This window comes from Neisseria sp. P0009.S008 (assembly GCF_051958615.1).
GTDB classification, from domain to species: Bacteria; Pseudomonadota; Gammaproteobacteria; order Burkholderiales; family Neisseriaceae; genus Neisseria; species Neisseria subflava.
The window spans coordinates 360,002-382,986 of the sequence record NZ_JBQCVG010000001.1 but is presented as its reverse complement, the minus strand read 5'-3'; the positions used below and the strand labels follow the sequence as shown (position 1 = coordinate 382,986).

19 protein-coding genes and 1 pseudogene are annotated in these 22,985 nt (G+C 51.1%); 14 read left to right on the top strand and 6 right to left on the bottom strand.

What is annotated here, in order from left to right:
* Window positions 1–318 (top strand): integrase core domain-containing protein (locus ACTHSQ_RS01820; protein WP_440375940.1); only part of this gene is annotated, 318 nt, incomplete at its 5' end.
* Between the two features lie 59 nt (window positions 319–377).
* Here the strand turns inward: ACTHSQ_RS01820 and nadB are convergent.
* Entirely contained in the window at window positions 378–1,886 is a 1,509-nt protein-coding gene (gene nadB, locus ACTHSQ_RS01815; protein ID WP_440371051.1) for an L-aspartate oxidase, read from the bottom strand.
* Between the two features lie 51 nt (window positions 1,887–1,937).
* On the bottom strand, window positions 1,938–3,050 hold the full coding sequence (nadA, locus tag ACTHSQ_RS01810) for a quinolinate synthase NadA (protein ID WP_440371050.1): 1,113 nt from the start codon (window positions 3,048–3,050) through the stop codon (window positions 1,938–1,940).
* 156 nt (window positions 3,051–3,206) lie between these two features.
* Between nadA and ACTHSQ_RS01805 the strand changes: the two genes are divergently transcribed.
* Both ACTHSQ_RS01805 and nadC read left to right on the top strand, forming a co-directional pair.
* Window positions 3,207–4,145 (top strand): NUDIX hydrolase, encoded by a 939-nt coding sequence (locus ACTHSQ_RS01805; protein WP_440371049.1) that lies wholly within the window; start codon window positions 3,207–3,209, stop codon window positions 4,143–4,145.
* A gap of 75 nt (window positions 4,146–4,220) precedes the next feature.
* Complete coding sequence (gene nadC, locus ACTHSQ_RS01800; protein ID WP_440371048.1) at window positions 4,221–5,102, top strand: carboxylating nicotinate-nucleotide diphosphorylase; 882 nt, start codon at window positions 4,221–4,223, stop codon at window positions 5,100–5,102.
* A 219-nt stretch (window positions 5,103–5,321) separates the two neighbouring features.
* Here nadC and ACTHSQ_RS01795 read toward each other — a convergent pair.
* Both ACTHSQ_RS01795 and ACTHSQ_RS01790 read right to left on the bottom strand, forming a co-directional pair.
* Window positions 5,322–8,568 (bottom strand): annotated as a pseudogene (locus tag ACTHSQ_RS01795) (TonB-dependent receptor domain-containing protein).
* 632 nt (window positions 8,569–9,200) lie between these two features.
* Window positions 9,201–10,187, bottom strand: a complete 987-nt coding sequence (locus tag ACTHSQ_RS01790) for a GlxA family transcriptional regulator (RefSeq protein ID WP_003686346.1) — start codon at window positions 10,185–10,187, stop codon at window positions 9,201–9,203.
* A gap of 97 nt (window positions 10,188–10,284) precedes the next feature.
* Between ACTHSQ_RS01790 and ACTHSQ_RS01785 the strand changes: the two genes are divergently transcribed.
* The 8 genes from ACTHSQ_RS01785 (at window position 10,285) to ACTHSQ_RS01750 (ending at window position 18,945) form a co-directional block, all read left to right on the top strand.
* On the top strand, window positions 10,285–10,734 hold the full coding sequence (locus ACTHSQ_RS01785; RefSeq protein ID WP_440371047.1) for an MBL fold metallo-hydrolase: 450 nt from the start codon (window positions 10,285–10,287) through the stop codon (window positions 10,732–10,734).
* A complete protein-coding gene (locus tag ACTHSQ_RS01780; protein ID WP_440375939.1) occupies window positions 10,721–10,906 on the top strand; it encodes a hypothetical protein in 186 nt (61 codons plus the stop codon). Before ACTHSQ_RS01785 ends, ACTHSQ_RS01780 begins: the two co-directional genes overlap by 14 nt.
* A 312-nt stretch (window positions 10,907–11,218) precedes the next feature.
* Complete coding sequence (locus tag ACTHSQ_RS01775; protein WP_440371045.1) at window positions 11,219–13,417, top strand: TonB-dependent hemoglobin/transferrin/lactoferrin family receptor; 2,199 nt, start codon at window positions 11,219–11,221, stop codon at window positions 13,415–13,417.
* A gap of 73 nt (window positions 13,418–13,490) precedes the next feature.
* Window positions 13,491–14,282: a heme/hemin ABC transporter substrate-binding protein gene (locus ACTHSQ_RS01770; RefSeq protein WP_440371044.1), complete on the top strand. Its 792-nt coding sequence runs from the start codon at window positions 13,491–13,493 to the stop codon at window positions 14,280–14,282.
* A gap of 142 nt (window positions 14,283–14,424) precedes the next feature.
* Window positions 14,425–15,366 (top strand): FecCD family ABC transporter permease, encoded by a 942-nt coding sequence (locus ACTHSQ_RS01765; protein ID WP_295864016.1) that lies wholly within the window; start codon window positions 14,425–14,427, stop codon window positions 15,364–15,366.
* A gap of 45 nt (window positions 15,367–15,411) precedes the next feature.
* Window positions 15,412–16,140, top strand: a complete 729-nt coding sequence (locus ACTHSQ_RS01760) for an ABC transporter ATP-binding protein (protein WP_440371043.1) — start codon at window positions 15,412–15,414, stop codon at window positions 16,138–16,140.
* 274 nt (window positions 16,141–16,414) lie between these two features.
* On the top strand, window positions 16,415–18,235 hold the full coding sequence (gene hutW / locus ACTHSQ_RS01755; protein WP_440371042.1) for a heme anaerobic degradation radical SAM methyltransferase ChuW/HutW: 1,821 nt from the start codon (window positions 16,415–16,417) through the stop codon (window positions 18,233–18,235).
* Between the two features lie 92 nt (window positions 18,236–18,327).
* Complete coding sequence (locus ACTHSQ_RS01750) at window positions 18,328–18,945, top strand: NAD(P)H-binding protein (RefSeq protein WP_440371041.1); 618 nt, start codon at window positions 18,328–18,330, stop codon at window positions 18,943–18,945.
* 280 nt (window positions 18,946–19,225) lie between these two features.
* Here the strand turns inward: ACTHSQ_RS01750 and ACTHSQ_RS01745 are convergent, their stop codons facing one another.
* Window positions 19,226–19,600 (bottom strand): Mth938-like domain-containing protein, encoded by a 375-nt coding sequence (locus ACTHSQ_RS01745; protein WP_440371040.1) that lies wholly within the window; start codon window positions 19,598–19,600, stop codon window positions 19,226–19,228.
* A gap of 205 nt (window positions 19,601–19,805) precedes the next feature.
* Between ACTHSQ_RS01745 and ACTHSQ_RS01740 the strand changes: the two genes are divergently transcribed.
* The 3 genes from ACTHSQ_RS01740 to ACTHSQ_RS01730 all read left to right on the top strand — a co-directional run bounded on the left by ACTHSQ_RS01740 (window position 19,806) and on the right by ACTHSQ_RS01730 (window position 22,180).
* Window positions 19,806–21,113, top strand: a complete 1,308-nt coding sequence (locus ACTHSQ_RS01740) for a homoserine dehydrogenase (RefSeq protein ID WP_440371039.1) — start codon at window positions 19,806–19,808, stop codon at window positions 21,111–21,113.
* Entirely contained in the window at window positions 21,106–21,540 is a 435-nt protein-coding gene (locus tag ACTHSQ_RS01735; RefSeq protein WP_049322347.1) for a hypothetical protein, read from the top strand. The genes ACTHSQ_RS01740 and ACTHSQ_RS01735 overlap by 8 nt, the downstream gene beginning before the upstream one ends.
* 145 nt (window positions 21,541–21,685) lie before the next feature.
* Window positions 21,686–22,180, top strand: a complete 495-nt coding sequence (locus ACTHSQ_RS01730; RefSeq protein ID WP_254321986.1) for a hypothetical protein — start codon at window positions 21,686–21,688, stop codon at window positions 22,178–22,180.
* A gap of 46 nt (window positions 22,181–22,226) precedes the next feature.
* Here ACTHSQ_RS01730 and ACTHSQ_RS01725 read toward each other — a convergent pair whose 3' ends face one another.
* Window positions 22,227–22,943, bottom strand: a complete 717-nt coding sequence (locus ACTHSQ_RS01725) for an S-methyl-5'-thioinosine phosphorylase (protein WP_154954330.1) — start codon at window positions 22,941–22,943, stop codon at window positions 22,227–22,229.
* Window positions 22,944–22,985: the final 42 nt, after the last annotated feature.

Below are 22,985 nucleotides of genomic sequence, written 5' to 3'. Positions count from 1 at the left end.
GAGTGCGTTTACTCCGACAACGGTACGGAATATAAAGGCTCGGCCAACCATGCTTTCGGTGTAGCCTGTTATGAGAACGGGATTGGTCAAAAGTTTACCCGGGTTGCCCGTCCGCAGACCAACGGTAAGGCGGAACGGGTTATCCGCACCCTGATGGAGATGTGGCATGGGAAACAGTTGTTTGACAGTCCGGAACACCGGCGAAAGGAGTTGTGCCGCTTTGTTAATTTCTATAACACTGTGAAGCCGCACCGCAGTTTGAACGGCGATACGCCGTTTGAGGTCTTGCAGGCTTATTTTTCTCAACCTGTGGTGTAAACAACGCGGTTATTTTCTACATGACTTTATTTATTGAAGAAATGTTTTCACTATCAGCCTTAACAATCACTATTAAAATGTGCTCCGATGTTCTGTCTCCGCCTGTATGCGGCTTGGGCGACGGCGAGGCTGCATTCGAGCAGGTTTCGGTTTTCGTATTCGGACGCGGTGTGCGGTTCGGCTTGGTTTTGTTTCCAAAGCCTCAGTTGGGCGATGGCGCGGCTCAGGCCGGTATCGTTGCGGAGGATGCCGAGATGGTGTTGGTTGAACGCTTGCAGGACGGGGCGGCTGAATGTGTTTTGGAGGTCGTCTGAAAAGATGCCTGCTTCGGCGGAGGGGCTTTCAGACGACCTTTGGGACAGTGCGGTTTGGAATGCTTGTCCGTCCGCGATGGTTTGGGCGGCAAGCCTGGCGGTAACGACGCATTCGAGCAGGGAATTGCTGGCGAGGCGGTTGGCTCCGTGCAAGCCGGTGCAGGCGGTTTCGCCTAAGGCGTAGAGCTGCGGCAGGGAGGTTCTGCCGCTGGGGTCGGTTTGGATGCCGCCGCAGGTGTAGTGTTGCACGGGGCGGACGGGGATGGCTTGGCGCGTAATGTCCAAACCGCATTGGGACAGGCAGTGCCGATGGATGGAAGGGAAATGTTGACGGACGAACTCTGCGGGTTGGCGGCTGATGTCGAGCGAGACGAAATCTTGGGTTTGTTTGGCGATTTCGGCGGCGATGGCGCGGGCAACAATGTCGCGCGGTGCAAGTTCGGCGCGGCGGTCGTAATGCGGCATAAACCGTTCGCCCGATTGGTTGGTCAGGATGCCGCCTTCGCCGCGTACGGCTTCGGAAATCAGGAAGGTGCGGCCGTTTTCAGACGGCCTTGCCAAGCCTGTGGGGTGGAATTGGATAAATTCGAGGTTTTCGACTGCGCAGCCTGCGCGTATCGCCATGGCGATGGCATCGCCCGTGCATTCGGGCGGCGTGGTGGTGGCGGCGTAAATCTGTCCCAAGCCGCCGCCTGCGAGTACGGTATGGCGGGTGCGGATGCGGTAGGTTTCTTGCGTTCGGCAGTCGAGGACGGTCAGTCCGCACGCCGCGCCTGATTCGGTTTGGATGTCCAACGCCATTTGCTGCTCGCAAACGCGGATGTTCGGGCGGCGGCGTATTTGGGCAATCAGGCTCTGCATGACGGCTTCGCCCGTGTAGTCGGCGACGTGGGCGATTCGGCGGCAGGTATGCCCGCCTTCGCGCGTCAGGTGCAGGTCGTTATGATTCCGGTCGAACGCCACGCCCTGCGCCAGCAGCCATTCGATTGCCGGTTTGCCCTGCGACAGGATGGCGCGGACGGCGGCTTCGTCGCACAAACCCGCGCCCGCTTCTAAGGTATCGGCAACGTGTTTTTCGATGTCGTCCTCTCCCGACCACGCCGCCGCAATCCCGCCTTGCGCATGACGGCTTGCGGTGTCGTCCAGCCGGTTCTTGCACAAAATGACGATGCGGAACGATTCAGGCAGAGACAGGGCGAGCGTCAGTGCCGCCAGCCCGTTTCCGGCAATCAATACGTCGCAATCGGTTTGCATGGTGTTGTCCTTGTTTGAGAGGCCGTCTGAAACGGCAATATGGACGGCAAATCAGGCAGGGCCCATGCCGTTGAACACATCCCCGCGTTTGAGTCCTGCCGCGAAGTCGAGCATACGCTGCAAAGGCAGTTTGGCGGCTTCGCCCAGCTTTCTGTCCAACAGGATTTCGTTGTGTCCGCTTGTCAGGGCGTATTTGATGCCGCCCAGCGAATTCATCGCCATCCACGGGCAGAACGCACAGCTTTTGCAGCTTCCGCCGTTGCCCGCCGTCGGTGCGGCGATAAATTCTTTGTCGGGCGCCTGCTTTTGCATTTCGTGCAGGATGCCCAAATCGGTCGCCACGATGAATTTCTTTTCAGGGCGCGATACGGCGGCTTTGAGCAGTTTGCTGGTCGAACCGACCACGTCGCCCAGTTCGATGACGCTTTGCGGCGATTCGGGATGAACCAGCACCACCGCGTCGGGGTGTTCCGCTTTCAACACCGCCAGTTCTTGCCCTTTGAATTCGTTATGGACGATGCACGAACCCTGCCACAACAGCATATCCGCGTCCGTTTCGCGGCGGATGTAGTCGCCGAGGTGGCGGTCGGGTCCCCAAATCAGTTTCTCGCCGCGCGATTTCAGATATGACACGATTTCCAACGCCACCGAAGACGTTACCACCCAGTCGGCACGCGCTTTCACGGCGGCGGAAGTGTTGGCGTACACCACCACCGTACGGTCAGGGTGTTGGTCGCAAAACGCCGAAAACGCTTCTTCGGGACAACCCAAATCCAAAGAACATTCTGCTTCCAAATCAGGCATCAGCACTGTTTTTTCAGGGCAGAGGATTTTCGCGCTTTCGCCCATGAATCGCACACCCGCCACCACCAGCGTATCGGCTTCGTGTTCCGCGCCGAAGCGTGCCATTTCCAGCGAATCGCCCACGCATCCGCCTGTTTCCAAAGCCAAATCCTGAATCAGCGGATCAACGTAATAATGCGCCACTAAGACCGCGTTTTTCTCCTTCAGCAAAGCCTTGATTTCATCTTTCAGACGGCCTGCCGTCTCGCGGTCGGGCGTGTCGGCAACCTTCGCCCACGCCTGACGGATTTGGCAGGCGGAAGTCGGCGTTTGGATGAGGGGCATATCGTAGTCGAACGAGCGGCGGGCGGCGGTTTGCATGATGTTTCCTTGTAGCTGGTTTTTGAGGCGGCATGAAGGTTTGCCGTCTGTTTTTCAAACTGTTTTTATATTATGCTCAACTTGAGTATAATATGCAAGGTCGTCTGAAAACCGCTTTGGTTTACAATAAGGTTTTCTCTTGAGTGAAAGCCACGCATGGATGCCTATCCTGAAACAGCGGCCAATCCGCAAAGTATCGTTGAGCTTGTTCCTGTACTGATCGCCATTACAAACGGCAGCTTGAGGGTTTTGACAGTTGCCCAGGGAGAGTTATTACCCAATGGCTTGCTTGCACCGCTTCGCCACTCCTTGCAGGCAGGGGTCAGAATGTGGGTTGCCAAGCAGACATCACAGCCTATGGGCTATGTAGAACAGCTTTACACGTTTGTGGATACGAGCCGCCAAGATGAACAAGGCCTGCCTGTCTTATACGTCAGCTATCTAGGGCTGGTGCGTGAGGCAGCCGACAATATCCTGCATCCCGATGCGAAATGGCAGGACTGCTACTGCTATTTTCCGTGGGAAGATTTACGTAGCGCCGGTAGGCAACATGAGACCATCGTCAGCCGCCTGCGCATTTGGGCAAACTCGGCGGATACGGAGGAAATGCGCCAAAAGCGGCTCAAGCGCATTCATTTGTGCTGGGGGGTAGAACCGGAAAACTGGTCGGAAGAATACGTTTTGCAACGCTATGAAATGCTGTATGAAAGCGGCCTGATAGCGGAAGCCGCCGAGCCGCAGGCAAACTTTGATTTCGCGCTCACGGGGCAGCCCATGCGCCACGACCATCGCCGCGTACTGGCGACAGCCTTATCCCGCCTACGCGCCAAAATCAAATACCGCCCCGTGATTTTTGAACTGATGCCGCCCGAATTTACACTGCTGCAACTGCAAAACAGCGTCGAAGCCATCAGCGGCAGATTGCTGCATAAGCAAAACTTCCGCCGCCAGATTCAGCAGCAAAACCTTATCGAGCCGTCGGATACCGGCGTATCAGGCAGTAAAGGCCGTCCTGCTCAGCTTTACCGCTTCCGCGACGATGTCCTGCCCGATCAGTTGATTTCTGATATCGGACTGCCGCTGGGCAGCCGTTAGCCCATTTTCAGACGACCTCAAATGAAGTTTTTCCCCATCGGTGCAACATCAATCTTTTTCAACAAAGGAAACCCCATGTCGTCTGAAAACACCCTCTTCCCCCTGCCCGACACCCTGTTGCGCCCCATGGTGGAACAAGCCTTGAGCGAAGATTTGGGCAGGCGCGGCGACATTACGTCCGCCGCCGTCATCGCGCCCGACAAAACCGCCAAACTCTTCCTCGTCAGCCGTGAAGACGGCGTCATCGCCGGCATGGACTTGGCGCGTCTCGCCTTTCAGACGATGGATCCGTCCGTCCGCTTCCAAGCCGAAATCCAAGACGGGCAAGCCGTCCGCGCAGGTCAGACGCTTGCCGCCGTTGAAGGCAACGCCCGCGCGCTGCTTGCCGCCGAACGCACCGCGCTCAACTACCTCACGCACTTGAGCGGCATCGCCACCGCCACCGCGCGTGCCGTTGCCGAAGTCGCCGAATACGGTACAGACATCGTGTGCAGCCGCAAAACCATCCCCCTGCTGCGCGTCCTGCAAAAATACGCTGTTAGGGCGGGCGGCGGCGTAAACCACCGCATGGGTTTGGACGACGCCGTGCTCATCAAAGACAACCACCTCGCCTATTGCGGCAGCATCGCCCAAGCCGTGTGGCAGGCAAAACAGGCGGTCGGCCCGTTGACCTGTGTAGAAATTGAAGTGGACACGTTGGCACAACTGGATGAAGCCATCGCAGCGGGCGCGGAACGGATTTTGCTGGACAACATGGACGATGAAACCTTGAAAGAAGCAGCAAACCGCTGCCACACGCAAACCACCCATCCCCACACCATCTATTGCGAAGCATCGGGCGGCATCGGCTTCGACCGCCTGAAACGCGTAGCACAAACCAGCGTAGACGGCATCGCCCTCGGCTATCTGACCCACAGTAGCCGCTCGTTAGACATAGGGTTGGATTTCGTGGCATAGATTTCGAGTTTGCTATAAAGCAAAGGCCGTCTGAAATATTGACGTTTCATTTTCAGGCAGCCTTTTTAATTCCAAAGCAGAAGATATAAAAATTATGCAGGTTAGCTTCAACTTTCATATAACATGAAAGAGTAGGGCATAACTAAGCCATCATGTAAAAAGCCGTCTAAAACCCAATGTTCAGACGGCCTTTTTACTCCCCAAATGATTAATTGGTCATTACCATTTTCCAGTTATCCCAATGCGTATTGTCCTGCCCGGTGCAGGCAGATAGGAGCGGCTCATCGGGTCGAGGTAGTAGCGGTTGGTCAGATTACTGCCCACCAGCTCGGCAGTCAGGTTTTTGCCGATTTTGTAGCGCAGGTAGGCGTCCCATACGGCGACAGGCTGCCAACGCATATCGTTATGCTGGGGGTTCATATTGTCATTCAGATATTTATTGCGCACATCGTAGAATGGCTGCCACGCATCATTGCGGTTTTCATAGACGCGGCTGTGGTAATGGAAGCGCACGCCTGTTTCCAGTTTGTTGACAAGGAAACGGCTGCCCAATTCGGCATCAATTGACCAGCGTGGTTGAAGCGCGCTTGCCAGATAGCCCGAATCAGTCAAGCCGCCGTGGTTGCAGACAGGACGGTTCATAGTCTTACCGTTTTGCACAAAATAGCTTGAATCAACCATGCCCTCTGTTGCGGATGTCCAAGGGAAATTTTCGTCGCACATTTTGTTTTTCAGGCTGCGGAATACGTTCAGGCTGCCGAAGACGCGTCTGGTATCGAAGCGGGTGGACAGCTCGGCACCACTGCGGATTTGTCTGTCGAATTGTTCGAATTCGAGATTGTCGTCCCTGTCGATAACGTTTTTGGTCTTGTTATGGAAGTAGTTGATGCGGAAATCCGCTTTTTTCATTTTCGGTAACAGTCCCGTCAAATCATGGATGTAGCCCACTTCCCAGTTTTTGGCGTGTTCGGGCCGCCAGCCATAGCCCATGCGGTTGAATGAGCCGGCGGCGGTAGAAAAGCCGTAAGTCCCTTCAAAAATGCTGGGGTAGCGCAGGGTTTCGGTATAGTGCAAGTAGGCGCGGCTGTAATCAGTAAAATTGACAGTGGCAGAAAATGCGGGCACCCAACCGCTGCCTTTCTGCTTCATTGCCCTCTGTCTTTCGGCTTCGGTCATTGGCGTTGTGTAAACACTTGCACTGGCTGCGTAGTATTTAGGTACAAATTGCGGACTGTCTGGAATAGACGAGTCATATACAGGATTGGCGACTTTGGTGTGCAAATCAGGAATGCTGCCATTGGTAAGGGGATGATCCTGCATATTCAGACGGCCTTTATCGTCTTTCAACCAATAGAAATCCACCTTTTCATTAGGATTGCCCCATTTTTCGCGATCATCTGTCAAAGTCGGAATATATTGCGAATTGACTTGAAACGAATACAGGCTAATTTGTTTATGTTTTTTTCTTTGTTCTGAATATTCGTCCGCCATATATAAAGCATAATCAAGACTGCCATTTGCCAAAGCATCGTCAATTGCCTTGTAATCCGCGTATTCTTGCGGTGTGGCAACCCTGCCGATCGAATATTTTATTCCCCTGTTCATTTCTAACGGATAGCCGGTCTTATACGTGCCGCTTTCCAAACGTTTGCTTTTATCCTGAAGCTGAAAATTGGTGTACCGTCCGCCCGCCATCAATGTCAGCCAGCGGAACGGCTCGTAGCGGAAATTGAAGCCTAGATTGTATTCTCGCCGCTTGCCGTTGCGAGGTACACCGTATTGGTTCAATTCATAATTTGCCCTGATGGTGCTGTTTTCGAGTTCTTCCCGATATTTGTCGTATCCTCCCCGCTCCAGCTCGTCTGAAAAATCATTGCGCGATGTCAGTTTTTCATTTTGAAAATCGCCCATCAAAGTCAACGACAGTTTGTCGCTCAATTTCATACGGTTGGAGAATTGAAAGCCTGTACGGTTGTTACGGGCGTAATAGGCGTTGCCTTCAATAGTGTTGAACCTGCCGTTTGTATTGGGCGTTTCGGGTTTGGGCGGTTTTGGGACTTCAAAACCTGCATTCAGCAATTCTTGACGCTCTTCAGGCGTAGCTTTTTGCCATCTGTCGTACTCATCCCATGCTATTTGAAATTTGTTGTCCTCATAAACGGTATCGCCGGGTGAGCCACCTGCGGTATTGGTTTTGGATTTGGTGCGCGTTGTCCAAAGCGTGGCATCGAAATCTATCCAACGGCTGCCCTCGGGCTTCCACGAATAGTCGATATTGTAGGAACGCTGTTTTACCCATGCCTGCGGCCATTCGGCAATTTTGTTGAGGACGGACGCATCCCAACTGATGGGGCCGATAATGCGCGAAGGCATAATTTCGCCGAACGTGGAATCGGTATGGCGCAGGCCGAATTTGAGCGTTTGGCGGTTCGGCAGACGGAAGGTGGTTTTACCTACCCATGATTTGGTTTCGAGCGAGGTATTGCTGACTTCCCCGCCCGGATGATAAAAAAGTCCGATTTTTGAAATATCGGGTGCGCCCAGCATGTTTTCACTGCCATAAAATTTTTTGCCCTTGGCAGCGGCTTCTTCTTGACGACGTTTTAATTCGTCTAAAGTTTCTTGTGTCCAAGGACCGATATAGCCGTAGCGCTCCGCCCCTTTTTTACCGGAAAAATAATTGCCTTTACTGCGGTAGGTATAGGCGAGCATGGCATCGAAATTGTCCTGCTTGGTGGCGGCGGCAATACGGTAGGCTTTATCCTCACCAAATTTATTGCGTCCGCTAAAACGTTGGCTGACTCGGTCGGTATCGTCCCACATTGCCCGCCAAATACCGCCGAGTGCGACGGTAGGATCATCCAATGTCCGATAATCGACTGATTTTTCATAGATATTGGCACGTTGTTTGATGGAATTATTGGCAGCCTCCGCCTTCACTTCAAAGCCGTATTTCTGCCCTTCGGGGACAATATCGTCGGCATCGATGGTCTTCAGGGCGACGGAGCCGCCTATGCCGCTTTTCATATCACGGCTGAACGAAGGGCCTTTTCGATAGAAACGCTGCTGATGATGTTGGGGGCGACGTAGTTGCCTTTGTTTGCGCCTGCGTAGCCGCGCCAGACGGTAATCGCCTGCTCCATGCCGTCGATGGTAACGGGAATCCATCCCTGTCCCTGTACGCCGCGTATATTGGGATCCAGCGCGCCGCTGTACACGCCGGACATGCCGCTCAAAAGGTCGGATCCGGTGTTGCCTTTGAAGGTTTCGACTTCGTTTTTGCTCTTGTAAAGATTGACGATTTCGCGGGCATAAACCCGGTTTTTACCGATTTCGTCTTTATTGCGTGTGCCTTTGACAGTGATGGTATCGAGAATAACTGTCGAATTGTCTGCAGCATAAACGGCAGGGACGAAACCAATGGCGGCGATACAGGCGGAGAGGGGGGGACTTTGATCGGTTGCATAGAATGTATCCATATAACTTGATTGGTAAGGCCGTCTGAATGAGACAGATCGAATAGATGCGATTACACTCTGACTAAAATAATACAAATAAGTTTGATTATTATTTATAATTTTGTGAAATTCTAACTAATTTTTAATAATATGGAAATGTTTTTTGAGTTTGAGGTAAATAGAAGGGTGAGGGATAAGAGGAACAAATAAAAACTTATTTGAATATTTCAGACAGGCTTGGATTCAGATTTCAAATGCAACATTCGGGTACCAGTGGTTGGAACAGATTCAAGAATAAAACACTTGGCGTTCCGTGGCTAAATGTTTTTTCGGCGATGCGCCTTTCGATCTTTGTCGATTATCTTGATGAAGGTGGCGGTAAACGGTGCTGTGATGGAATGTCATCTGGTGGTGTTTGTACAGGTAGGCGTAACGAATACATATGCTCTGTTCCTTTGTAGAGAGAGCGGAAATCACCGTATGCGGCGTGAATTAGATGAAGTTAATACGCCTGCCTTGGGCAAGTATTTGTCTGACTTTCACGTTTTATTCCGCCTGCGGCAGTTTGGCGGGAAACTCGGTTTCAGTGGAGACCTCCGAAGCAGCCCGCACTCAGGTATTTTGGATTGACTAACGCGAGCTATCTGCCAAATACTTTCCGCCAGGCATTCGGATTGATTTTAAACTTGGCTTTGAACTGCAAACGTAGGTTTGCCGCGCTGCCGAAGCCGCTTTGTTCGGCGATGCGTTCTATCGGCAAATCCGTATTTTCCAATAAATCCTGCGCCTGCCATAGCCGCTCTGTTGTGAGCCACTCACCGAAATTCATGCCTGTGGCTTGAGAAAAATGGCGGATAAAGGTACGACGGGAAACGGCTAATTTTTTTGCCAAATCGTCCAAGCGGTATGGGGTCGCAAGGTTTTGGCGCAGCTCGTCCAATAAGTGATTGATTTTGTCATCGGCGGTACGACGTTCGACAGGTCGGTGGATAAACTGTGCCTGCCCGCCTTCGCGGTGTGGTGCCGCAACCAAGGTACGGGCAAGGTCGTTGGCAACGGTTGCACCGTGGATTTTGCGGATGAGGTACAGGCAGCAATCCAGCCCGCCCGCCGCACCTGCCGATGTTAAAAAGTTGCCGTCTTCCGCATATAGGCGGTTGGTATCCAGATGAATTTTAGGGAAACGGCGGACAAAGTCGTCTTCGGCAAGCCAGTGGGTGGCGGCGGTTCTGCCGTCTAAAAGTCCTGTGTAGGCAAGGGCGTAAGTGCCGTAACATAGGGCGGTGATATGCGCACCACGTTGTACTGCTTTCTGTAAATGTGCGCTCAACTCGGGTGTCGGGGCTTCTTCAATATTGCGCCAGCCTGCGATGACGATGATGTCGGCTTCTTCCGTCAAATCCAATCCGCCGTGTACGGGAATGCTTGCGCCCAGTGCCGTGATGACGTCTTTGCTATCATCGGAACAGATTTTCAGGTCAAGGAGTGGATTGTCCCGATAGGTCGTCTGAAAAACAGAAAAGGGAATGTTGAAGACAAAATCATTCATGCCCGATTGAGCATATAGCACGATTTTTGGGACAGTTTGATTTTGGCGAAACTCATTACGCTCGTTTTCAGACGACATTTTGGCACTATCCTTGCGTTTATTGGCAATATTGCCTATTTTAGCCGATGCACCTGCTGCTTAAAATACGCTACATGATTTTTTAAGGAGCAACATCATGAAATTCAAGCAATTTATTCTTGCCACTGTTTTGGGCGCGACAGCCTTTTCCGCTTGGGCAGACGATTCATACCAACATATCCGTAACGCTACTGCCAAAGTCGAATATGCGGGGCAGACGTTTTTGATTGACCCGTTTTTCGCCCCCAAGCATTCCATGAACGGCTTTGCCGGCACGTTCAACAGCCAAGCCAAAATGCCGCTGGTCGGGCTGCCGATGAGCGTGAATAAAATTTTGGACGGTGTGGATGCGGTTATCGTTACCCATACTCACGAAGACCATTGGGACGAAACCGCCGCACGTTCCATTCCGAAAAACCTGCCCGTATATGTGCAGCACCAAGCCGACGCGGCAAAAATCCGCAGCCAAGGCTTTACTTCTGATTATGAACACGGGCTACGCGCTGATTTCAGGCATTTCAGACGGCATTATTATGGGGACGGCTGATGTATTAAAAGCCAGCCAAGTCATGCCTAAAGCCAAAATCATCACCGTACACATGGATACCGTGAATCATACCGCTGTCAGCCGCGCCGATATGCGTAAATTTATACGCGGTCAAGGCATTGAAAGCCGTGTGAACGTTCCGGAAGACGGAGAAATCCTGAAACTGGATTGATAAACGGCTTATTACCCTAAAGCAGCCTGCACCTTGCTTTTCAAAGTGCAGGCTGCTTTTCGGATTTCAGACGGCCTTTAAAAGCAGTCTGCACAGGGTTTTCAGATAGCCTGAAAACTGCGTTTATGGCTTAACGGCCGCATCGCTGCCGTATCAGTCAATCATGGGCAGGTTAGAGCAGGCAGGCGTAGTCAGACGAATACATATGCTCCGCACCTTTGTTAGTGCTGTCTTGCAGTTCCCAAACTTGCAAAAACTGCCTATTTGTTTTATAAATGCAAACCATTATTATTTAAATAATAAGGTTATGTAATGAAAAAGAAAGCGATTGCCTGTGTAGTAGGGGCGGTTTTTTCCGGACAGTTATATGCGGCTCAGATGCCGGTAGCTCAGGCAGAAATAGAGCCTGTGGTGGTTACGGCCGACCGCAATGCGCAAACCTTGGATAAAGCCGCGCCGAATGTGTCGGTTGTCGGACGTAAAACCTTGAATCAAGCCTCGGCGCAGAATTTGGACGATATCGTGATGTATGAGCCCGGCGTCAGCGTGCCGTCAGACAACAACCGCCGCGGTCATGCCAGTATCAATATCCGAGGCATAGACGGCAACCGCATCCTGATGATGGTGGACGGCGTGCGCATTCCCGAGTCCTACGCGGGCGGCGGTTCCAACGGCGCGATTTCGGGACGCGATATGGTCGAAAGCGACACGCTCAAACAGGTCGATATTGTCAAAGGCCCTTATTCCGCGCTGTACGGCAGTGATGCACTCGGCGGTGTGGTGAATATGGTGACGCTTTCTCCGAGTGATTTCGTCGATGAGGGCAAACGCGGTTATTTTGGGCTGAAATACGGCTACCGTAGCCGCGACCGCAGCCACGGTGTAACGGCGACAGCCGCCGGTTTCCATGAAAACGCCGAAGGCCTGCTGATGCTGACGCGTCGCCAAGGGCACGAAACGGAAAACATGGGCGGCGACAAAAGCTACTCGACTTCGCGCACCGCCACCAATCCGCAGAAAAACAATGCCTACAATATTTTGGCGAAAGGCAGTATCGGCAACGAACGTCACCGTTTTGAAACCTTGTACGAACAGTATTACCACGCCAACGACACCGTGTTGGCAAACGGCTTGGGTTCGCAATCGCGCGGGCCGGTAACGGTAACGACTTCGGAAAGCAACGCCCGCGACCGCATCCGCCGCCAACGCATTGAAGCAGGCTACCGCTACACTGGCGAAGGCCGTCTGAAAGAAGCCAACCTGACTGCCTATCAGCAAAAACTGCGCACGGAAGACGATGCCGTCGATGTCAGTATTACCCGCATGGGCGCGCGCCAACTGGGCAACTCGACCCGCTATTCCGATTACGGCTTCGAGCAGGTGATACGCGGTCTAACCGGACGCGGCGTGTGGGAATTTGACGGCGCGGTCAAACAAACCGTCGTTGCCGGTGCCGAATACAAACATACCGAAACCGCCCGTCCGCGCGACAGCCTGACCGTGGACAACCTGACCGGCGCCGTCAGCAAAGTTTATGCAGGCAGCACCTATCCGAATAAAACCTTCCCCGACAGCAAGCGCAAAACGTTCAGTGTTTACGCACAAGACAGCCTGACCTTCGGCAACGGCATCGTCCTGACTCCTGCCCTGCGTTACGAGAAAGACAAGCTGAATACTGAAACCGACCAAGCCTATCTCAACGCCAATCCCGACGGCACGGCAACCCGCTTCAACGATTCCGCGTTTACGCCCAGCCTGCGCCTGAGCGTGCCGATGGGTGAGCAGTTCACCGGTTTTGCCACTTATTCCCAAGGCTTCCGCACGCCGCCGTTTGACAGCGCGACCATGGCATTTGCCAACACAACCTACGGCTATGCCGTCATTCCCAATGCCAACCTCAAATCCGAACGCTCCAATAGCTTTGAATTGGGGATGAAGTTCAAAAACGACCGTGCCCGTGCGCAAGTCACCGCGTTCTACAACCGTTACCGCAATTTCATCAACCGCACTGAAATCGGTACCTCCACCATTGGCGGACGCCCGATTATCCAGTACCAATATCAAAACCTTGATCGTGTTAAAACCTACGGTGCCGAAGCTTCTGCCGCCTACAAATTCCTGCCGGGCTGGCAAGTCTCCGGCAGCATCGCTTGGATGCGCGGTGAGCAGCAGGACGGTAAACCGTTGGATTCCGCTTATCCGCTCAACGGCGTTTTGGGCTTGGATTACACGCAGGAAAAATGGGGTGTGGGTACCAAGCTGCGCTGGTCGAAAAAACACAGCCGCGTCAGCAGCGACACTGTTTTCCAAGCGCCGGGTTATGGCGTATGGGATGTCGGCGCGTGGTACAAGCCGTTTAAAAACCTCGAAATCGGCGCAAACATCTACAACGTCGGCAACAAAAAATACTGGCAGCACGCAGACGTTGCCGGCATGAGCCGTACCAGTGTGATGGACTTGTACACCGAAACCGGCCGCAATTTCGCCGCAACCGTACAACTTAAGTTCTAATGTGATTCAACCGTTTTCAGACGGCCTGAGAAAATGAGCAGGCCGTCTGAAAGTATGCGACAAGGAAAAAACAATGAAATTCAAACTCCTCCTGCTTTCCGCGTTTATTTCGTTGGCAGGCACTGCACACGCGCAACGCATCGTCGTGTTAACCCCCGATACGGCAGACATTGTTGCCGCGCTCGGCGCATTGGACGAAATCGTCGGCCGCGATCAGACCGTTCAAAATCCGGCATTGAAAAACAAGCCCAGTATCGGCATTCATCGCCGTCTGACGGTTGAGCCGATTGTGGCCGCCAAACCCGACATTGCCATCGGTTCATGGATGGCGCAGCCTGCCGATATTTTTGCCCACCTGCAAAAAGCAGGCATTAAAGCCGTCAATGTTGCGCCCGATGACAGCATCGCCGCTTATCCGCAAAGTATCCGCAACATCGGCCGGCTTATCGGCAAAAGCGCGCAGGCGGACAAGTTGGCCAGTAAGTGGCAGGCGGATATGAAACAGCAGCCTTCCAGCGGCAAACGCTACCTCTTCAGCTACGACGGACGCATCGTATCGGGCAAAAATACTGCCGCCGACGAAATCATCCGCCGCGCCGGCGGTATCAATGCCGCAGCCGCCATTGACGGTTTCAAACCGATGACGCGTGAGGCATGGATTGCGGCCAAACCCGACATCATCATTATTGCCGACCACAACACCGCCATGATAGGCAACGTCAAAACCTTTGCCGCACGCCCCGAAATCGCCGGCTCGCCTGCCGCGAAAAACGGCAAGATTTATTTGTGGAAGGCCAACGATATGTTCCGTTACGGGCTGGATACGCCGCAAGTGGTTCAGCGTTTGCACGGTTTGGCGAAATAAATGCGCCTGTTTTGAACGCCTTGCCTGATTTTTGTTTTCAGACGGCCTTGATTTGTTCCTTCTTATTGAGGAGGAAGTAAAACGGCTGTCTTAAAAATGCCGTCTGAAACTGTTCCTCAATCCGCTTAAACCGCATGATGTCATGAAACCGCATACCCTTACCCTCTGCCTGCTGCTTACTGCCGCCGCCGTTTATTTGTGCTGCGGCATCGGTTTTGGTGCGTGGGAGTCGCCGTTGGCGATGGATGAAACCGTCCGCCAAATCCGTTTACCGCGCATCTATACCGCGCTTTTGGTCGGAGCCGGTTTGTCCGCTTCAGGTGCGGCATTGCAGGCTTTATTTGAAAACCCGCTGGCCGATCCGAGTTTGATCGGGACGTCGGGTGGGGCGGCTTTGGGCGTGATTGTGCTATTGGCTTTGGGCGGTGGCGCGATGGGTGTGCCGGCGGCGGCTTTTCTCGGTGCATTGGGTGTGTGCCTGCTGATTTTGGCAGTGCACAAACTACTCGGCGGCGGTACTTTGGGATTGCTGGTGTTGGGTTTTGTGTTGAGCGCGTTTTCGGGCGCGGTGGTCAGCATGATTTTGTTTTTATCTGACGATTTGGTATTGCGCAGTGCGACCACATGGCTGTCGGGCAGCCTTGCCGAAGCCGGTTTCTCATCGCCTGTTGCGGCAATCGCGGTCATGTTGCCCGGTTTTCTGATTTTGTTGTCCGCAGGCAGGCGGCTGGACGTTTTGATGACGGGGGAAGACACGGCTGCCAGTATGGGGGTATCAGTTGGGGCATTGCGTGTGCAAACCGTAATTGGCGCGGCATTGATGACGGGGGCGGCGGTATCGCTTTCGGGCATCATCGGTTTTCTCGGCATGATGATCCCCAATGTGCTGGCGCAAACCGTCGGCGGCAGCCGCCGCAAATTGATTGCGCTGTCGGCTTGGTTGGGCGCAGTGTTTTTGATGGTGGTGGACGGCGCGGCGCGCTGGCTGACATACCCTGTCGATCTGCCGGTCGGTATCGTGATTGCCTTATTGGGCGGACCGTTTTTTATGTATTTGTTTATCAAGCCTTTGAAAAGCCGTTGATGCCTTATTAGGCCGTCTGAAAATCCACTGTTCCAATCTTTTGCCATGCAACAAACCATATTCCAAATCCGCAATCTTTCCGTCCGCATCCGCGACAAAACCTTACTTGAAATTGATAGGTTGGAGATTCCTGCCGGCATGACTGTCGTTATTGGGCCAAATGGAGCGGGCAAATCCACTTTGCTGAGGGCGCTAATCGGACAAATAGGGCAGGGGGAAATCACGCTTTTTGATAAAGCAGCCGCGCCGCAAGTCCGTGCAGGCAAGGTGGCATGGGTCGGGCAGCATGGGCGTTACAACATGCCGATGACCGTACGCGAATATATTGCTCTGGCGTCATTTGTGCAAAAAGGCCGTCTGAACCATGAATGGGCGGATGAGCTTCTCCACTATTTTGATTTGACGGCATTGGCAGATAAACGCATCGGCAAGCTCTCAGGCGGCGAGCAACAACGCGCCAACATCATCCGCGCCCTGTTGCAAAACGCGCCGGTCTTGCTTTTGGACGAACCGTGCAACCATCTCGATATCCGCCACCAACACCGCCTGATGCAGTATTTGGTCGGGCATTCAAACCATGCTTCATCAATGATGGTATTGCACGATTTAAACCTTGCCGCGCGTTATGCGGAACATATTATTTTGATGAATAAGGGAAAAGTCGTTGCATCAGGCAAGGTAGGCGAAGTGATGCGCCCCGACTTGCTTGAATCGGTTTATGGTTGGCAGATACGCCGTTGCGAAGATGAAGCAGGGTTTTATTTCAGAAGCTGAACGCCAACAGGCCGTCTGAAAAACGATAAAGAAAATTTATTTTATCGTTCAAAAATGAAACGAGATGGGAGGATGTTCCTGACTTGAAGAACCAAATTTTGCGCATTTCACAAATAAAATGCCGATTTCAATCAAATAGAAATAGATTTAATTATTTATAGAATACAATATTTTAAAATAATACTAATTTTAAATTACGCAAAAATATTGACAAGAAAACGATGATGGTTATTTAATATATAAATCTTATTAATAATTTTTATTAATCATTATCATGATACAGCAGCTTGTTTGGACTCCGAAACAATCCGTGCCCAAGGCATTTCCCGAACGTCAGGCATTAATGCCCGTTTGGGGCGGTGTTCCAATGCCGCGCCCCCAGTGGCAGAACATTTGGAAGAAAAAGCTTCCCCATGCCACCGATGTGGACGCGCTTGCTTATCTGCATATTCCATTTTGCGCCAACCATTGCGTTTTTTGCGGCTTCTACCGCAATGCGTGGAAGGACAGCCAAAGCAGCGTGTACACCGACAAAATTATCGAAGAAATGGCCGCTGAAGCCGAAGTCCGTACAGGCAAGGGTAAAATCCGAGCCGTTTATTTTGGGGGCGGTACGCCGACCGCGTTGCTTACGGAAGACCTCGTCCGCCTGATTCGTGCCTGCTACCAATATCTGCCGCTTGCCGAAGACTGCGAGTTCACCATCGAAGGGCGCATGAGCCATTTCGATTTGGAAAAAGCACAGGCCTGCATCGAAGCAGGCGCCAACCGCATTTCCATCGGCGTGCAAACCTTTAATACCGCTATCCGCCGCCGTCTCGGCCGCAAACACAGCGGCGACGAAGCGTTTGAATATTTGGCAAAATTGTGCGAACTCGATGCCGTGATTGTGGCCGATTTGATGTTCGGCCTGCCCAATCAAACCGATGAAGTTTGGCAAAACGATATCGCCCGCGCCGCCGAGCTGCCCTTGTCCGGTTTGGATACATACGCGTTCAACCTGTATCCCATGCTGCCCATCAACCGCATGATTGAAAAAGGCGCATTTCCGACACCGCCGGGTTTTGATATTCAGGCAGACCAATATGCCTACACGGTTGAAACACTGCTGGAAAAAGGCTGGGAACAGGTCAGCAACAGCCACTTCGCCTATCCGGGCCGCGGCGAGCGCAACCGCTACAATACCCTGATCAAATCCGATATTCCCTGTTTGGCGTTCGGCTCCGGCGCAGGCGGTAACTTCGGCGGTTTCAGCTATCAGGTGCAGGGCGATTTGGAGAGTTATCTCGCCACGCCGAAAGGCGAGAAAAACATCACGTTTATGAGCGGCCATAGTCCAAATAAAGCACTGCTCAGCAAAGTCCAGCACGATATTGAAACAGGCCGTCTGAATCCATTATTGTTCGACGGCAACAAAGCAGCGCAAAAGCTGATTGCCCAATGGCAGGAAATGCAGCTTTTTAAAGAACCCGATTCAGACGGCCTGATCCGTTTGAATACCAGTGGCCGTTATTGGTCGCCCACCCTTATCCGCAAACTCATGCTCACTCTTCCAACTCAAGAAAAGGATCAAACCATGCAAAAACTTTCAGCCGAACAACAAACCATGTTGCGCCAATCATTGGAAAAAAATCCAGGCCAAGTACTGGAAATGCTGGCAGCGCAAAACCAATGCAGTTTTGAAGACGTTATCCGCTGTCTGCCGGAAGAGAATGTGCGTCAAACCGAAGGCAGCCGCATAGTCGAAATCCTCCAAGCCGTTGCCGCATGGAATGAATCCGTTACCTTCATCGCCCACACCCCCGATGCCATCGTCGAAGTCAGCGGCAAACTGCCTAACGGCAAAGTCGGCCGCGGTTTCTACAACTTTGACCATCCCGAAACCGACGGCGGCGTACATGGTCATATCTATTACGAAAACTGCGCCTCTATCTACCTTTTGGAACGCCCGTTTATGGGCAAAGCCACTTGCTCGCTCAACTTTATCAACCGCAACGGCGGCGCCATGTTTAAAATTTTCGTCGGCCGCGATGAGGCAGGCGAGTTGAAACAACACCAAATCGAAGCCATGCGCAAATTGTTTGATGCCGCTTAAACAGTTTCAGACGGCCTGATAATCCGTTCCTTGTTGCATAGAGGAGCGGATTTTCTAACAACAAACATCTACCATACAAAGGAACCCCAAACATGCAACTCATCTTCGGAGCCAACGGCCCGTCCGGCCGCGCCTATATCCGCACATTGACTGACTCAACCGATACCGTCGCCGTATTGAGAAAGCCGTCTGAAGACAGCTTTTTTGCCGAACACAATATTCAAACCGTCGTCGCCGATGCGCTTGATGCCGACGCACTCGATAAAGCGTTGGCACAATATCGTCCCGATACCGTGATCAGTTTTGTCGGCGGCAAAAACGAAGAGGGCATCCGCAGCGATGCGCTGGGCAATATCAACATCATTGCCGCTACGAAAGCCGCCAATCCGCAAGCCCGCTTTGTACTGATTACCAGCATGGGCTGCGGTGAACAATGGGACATGATGAGCGAGCCGTTCAAACAGGCACTCGGCGAAGCCGTCCGTGCCAAAACGGAGGCCGAAATTTATCTCAAACAAAGCGGTTTGAATTGGACCATCTTGCGCCCCTGCGGCCTTGCCGATGGCGAAGATAATGCCTATACCTTGACACAAAATGCCCAAGAAATTCCACAAAAATACATGACGCGCAACGGCTTAGCTGCTGCCGTTGCTGCTATTGTCGGCCAAGCAGACAGCAAGGGCGAAACGTATAGCGTTGGTGCGGCATAAAACGGATTGAGTAGATTGCCCACTTTCCATTGTTAAAGTTGGAGTAGGTAATTGATTAGTAGCCGATCAAACAATAAAGGATTTGCTGAGAAAAGGCTGGGGGATATAAATAAAAAGGCCGTATGAAAATTTCAGACGGCCTTTTATGTTTGAATTCTGTAAGTGATTGTACTACTGAGAGAAACAGGAGTTGGCAGGCTAAAATATTAGACTTATGAATTTAACATAATATAAATTATGCGAACTTAGACTAGTGTGATGCAATAGTCTTTTCTACAGATTATGGCCACAACCAAGCCCATGTGCTTCGTCCTTCTCCTTGCAGTAAAACTAAAGTTCGGCAAGCTGAGGCTGTGTTCATGCATTCGAAGCCGATTCCGTAGGCTGATAAGGCTGCAGCAATTTTGGGATGCAGAAATTTTTGTTTTGCTCCTGTACCTATGATAATGGCTTCTGGACGGTTTTCTGCTGTTTCAATTGCTGATATAAAAATTTGTTCGTTTAATTCTTCGATGGTTGTTCGAGGAATGATGCTCACTTTGCCATTTTGCCAGCAAATGGGTTCTGAGTATGTTTGTTCACCGATTTGCAATATGCCTTGTGAGGATGAAAAAAATGATGCGGCTTCATCGATATGGTTTTCTGTGATTTTCATGGCAATTCCTGTTTTTATGGTAGAACGATTTTCAGACGGCCTTTGGAAACTTGCAAAAAAAGGTGCAAAATCAAGCAATATCAGGTAGGATTCAACGTTTGACCTTGTGCATTGATGCTTTGCTCTGAATTTACGATTGCAAGCGATTATAACAAGCCTTGGTTTTTCGTGATTATTTTAAAGTATCGGCTCAAAAGGAGACACAATGAAGCCAGTAAATATCGGTCTTTTAGGTTTGGGTACAGTCGGTGGTGGTACGGCTACTGTATTGCAGGACAACGCTGCGGAAATCAGCCGCCGTTTGGGACGTGAAGTCCGTATTTCTGCTGTTTGTGATTTGAACGAAGAAAAAGCCAAACAAATTTGCCCGAATGCTGCTTTTATCGAAGATCCGTTTGAGCTGGTTCAACATCAAGATGTTGATGTTGTTGTTGAATTGTTTGGCGGTACTGGTATTGCCAAAAATGCGGTATTGAAAGCGATTGAAAACGGCAAACACATTGTTACTGCCAATAAAAAACTGCTGGCTGAATACGGCAATGAAATTTTCCCTTTGGCGGAAGAAAAAAATGTCATGGTGCAGTTTGAAGCTGCTGTTGCCGGCGGTATCCCTATTATCAAGGCTTTGCGTGAAGGCTTGGCTGCAAACCAAATCCGCAGTATCGCCGGTATTATTAATGGTACCAGCAACTTCATTCTTACTGAAATGCGTGAAAAAGGCAGCGCGTTTGCAGACGTATTGAAAGAAGCTCAGGCTTTGGGCTATGCAGAAGCTGACCCTACTTTTGATATCGAAGGTCATGATGCCGGCCATAAAATCACCATCATGAGCGCATTGGCATTCGGTACACCGATGAACTTTTCTGCCTGCTATTTGGAAGGCATCAGCAAACTCGATAGTCGCGATATCAAATACGCTGAAGAGTTTGGCTATCGCATCAAATTGTTGGGTATTACCCGTAAAACCGACAAAGGCATCGAGTTGCGTGTACACCCTACTCTGATTCCTGAAAGCCGTCTGCTGGCCAACGTTAATGGCGTGATGAATGCTGTCCGTATCAATGCCGATATGGTTGGAGAAACCTTGTATTATGGTGCGGGCGCCGGTGCATTGCCGACTGCTTCTGCTGTGGTTGCCGACATCATTGATATTGCCCGCCTGATTGAAGCGGAAACTGACCATCGTGTTCCTCACTTGGCATTCCAACCTTCACAAGTTCAAGCGCAAAATATTCTGCCTATGGATGAAATCACCAGCAGCTACTATCTGCGTGTTCAAGCAACTGACGAACCGGGTACTTTGGGCCAAATTGCTGCACTCTTGGCCAAAGAAAATGTTTCTATCGAGGCTCTGATTCAAAAAGGCGTGATTAATCAAAGCACTGCTGAAATCGTGATTCTGACCCACACCACAGTGGAGCATAACGTCAAACGCGCTATTGCAGCGATTGAAGCTCTGAGCTGCGTGGATGCTCCAATCACCATGATCCGCATGGAAAGCCTGCATGACTGAGCAACAAACGGAAAGGCCGTCTGAAGAGCAACTGGCGGCCAGAAAAAAAGCCAAGGCAAAAATCCGCACCATCCGCATTTGGGCATGGATTATTTTGTCTTTGCTGGCTCTGACCGCCCTGCTCTCACAATGCGCGATGAACAAGCCGCAGATGAAACAAAATGTGGTGGAATCTTGCGTGAAAAACATTCCTTTTGCTGAGAAATGGCAAGCTGATTTGAAAGCAAAAGGTTTGGATGCGCAAAACGAGAAATTGGCTCAAGACTATTGTGTCTGCATGTGGGATCAGCCTTTAAGCAAACTCTCTGACGAGCAAATCCGAAACTTCGGCAAAATCAGCCCTGAGGAGCAACTCAAGCTCTTAGGTGGCGCGGAAGCTTTTGAGGCACGCGATAAGCAATGCGTGGCTGATTTAAAGGCTGAGTAAACCAATATCGATTTAAACTAAAGATACAAGGCCGTCTGAAATTCCAGACGGCCTTTCTTATAGTGAATAAATAATAATAAGAATTGATTTCATTATATTTTAAGTTTAAGATAGCTTGGTTAATTGCTTTTCTATGGTTGTTGCCATGCGCTACCACTTTCCTATTGCCGTTGATATTTATGATTTTTTGTATACCGGCCGATTTGACTATCTGGAAATCGGACAATCGGCAGAGTCCATTTTGCAGATGTTTCCTGCGCCTGATTGCGTCCCTAAAGGCTTGTTGGTGCAAAAAGGCTGGAATATTTGGCTTTATGGCGATATCGAACTGCATTTCTCCGACAATCGGCTGACACAGATTCGTGCTGATTTTCAGCCTGATACTGCATTAAGCGGCGGCCGTTGGGTAAAGTTGAATCCGTGGTTTTTTGCAAATGGCTGCCTTGATGTATATGCCGTCATTCAACGCTTGGTGCAACGCAATATTGACTTTATTAAAACGGAAACGCATACCAATTTAATTTTGCAGCTACAAAGCGGGGTTGAATTGATTTTTGAAAAATGTCGGGGTATGAAACTTGCCTCGTTCCGCAAACAAAAAGCCTCCCTGCCCCATTGGGCGCGGGAAACGGCTTCTTAAACAAAACAATGCCGTCTGAAAACATCATTTCAGACGGCATTATCAGTTACAAACCATTCAATAATTGTCGGATTTTCGTCATCGTCATAGAAGTCTGTTCATTACAGCCCTCAGTCCCTATTCCACTATCAAAGCAATCAATGCTGCTGACGCTGCAAAAGTGGGCATAGGCCATTTTTAACTCCCTAGCCAAAACGGCTTCGGGCATGCCGGTCATACCGAGTACATCTACGCCGTCACGCCGATAACGGGCGATTTCTGCACGAGTTGGACGGCGTGGGCCTTGCAGGCAGCCATAAACGGCAGAGTCGTAAATTGGCACATTGTGCGCTTTCGTGATATTCAACAATTCTTGTCGCAATTCATCGCAATAAGGGTTGAAAAAATCGGTATGGACAACCGGACATTCTTGGCCTTCAAAAAAAGTATCTTTACGGCCATAGGTATAGTCGATCAAATCGTCCGGCAACACCAGACTGCCGTTTTCAAAATCGGGATTGATACCGACGACTGAAGAAATGGCAATGATGTTTTCGACGCCTAAAGAGTGTAACGCCCAGATATTGGCGCGGTAGTTGATTTCATGCGGCGCGATGGTATGGCTAAAGCCGTGTCGTGCAAGGAAAACAATGTCCAAGCGCCCCAACCTGCCGAATAAAATAGGGCTGCTGGTTAAGCCGTATGGAGTGCGTACGATTTTTCGTTCAGTAATTTCGAGTTCCGGCAGTTTGGTCAAACCGCTGCCGCCGATAATGGCTAACATATAAACTTCCTTTGTTATCAATGGCCGTCTGAAACTTGGATT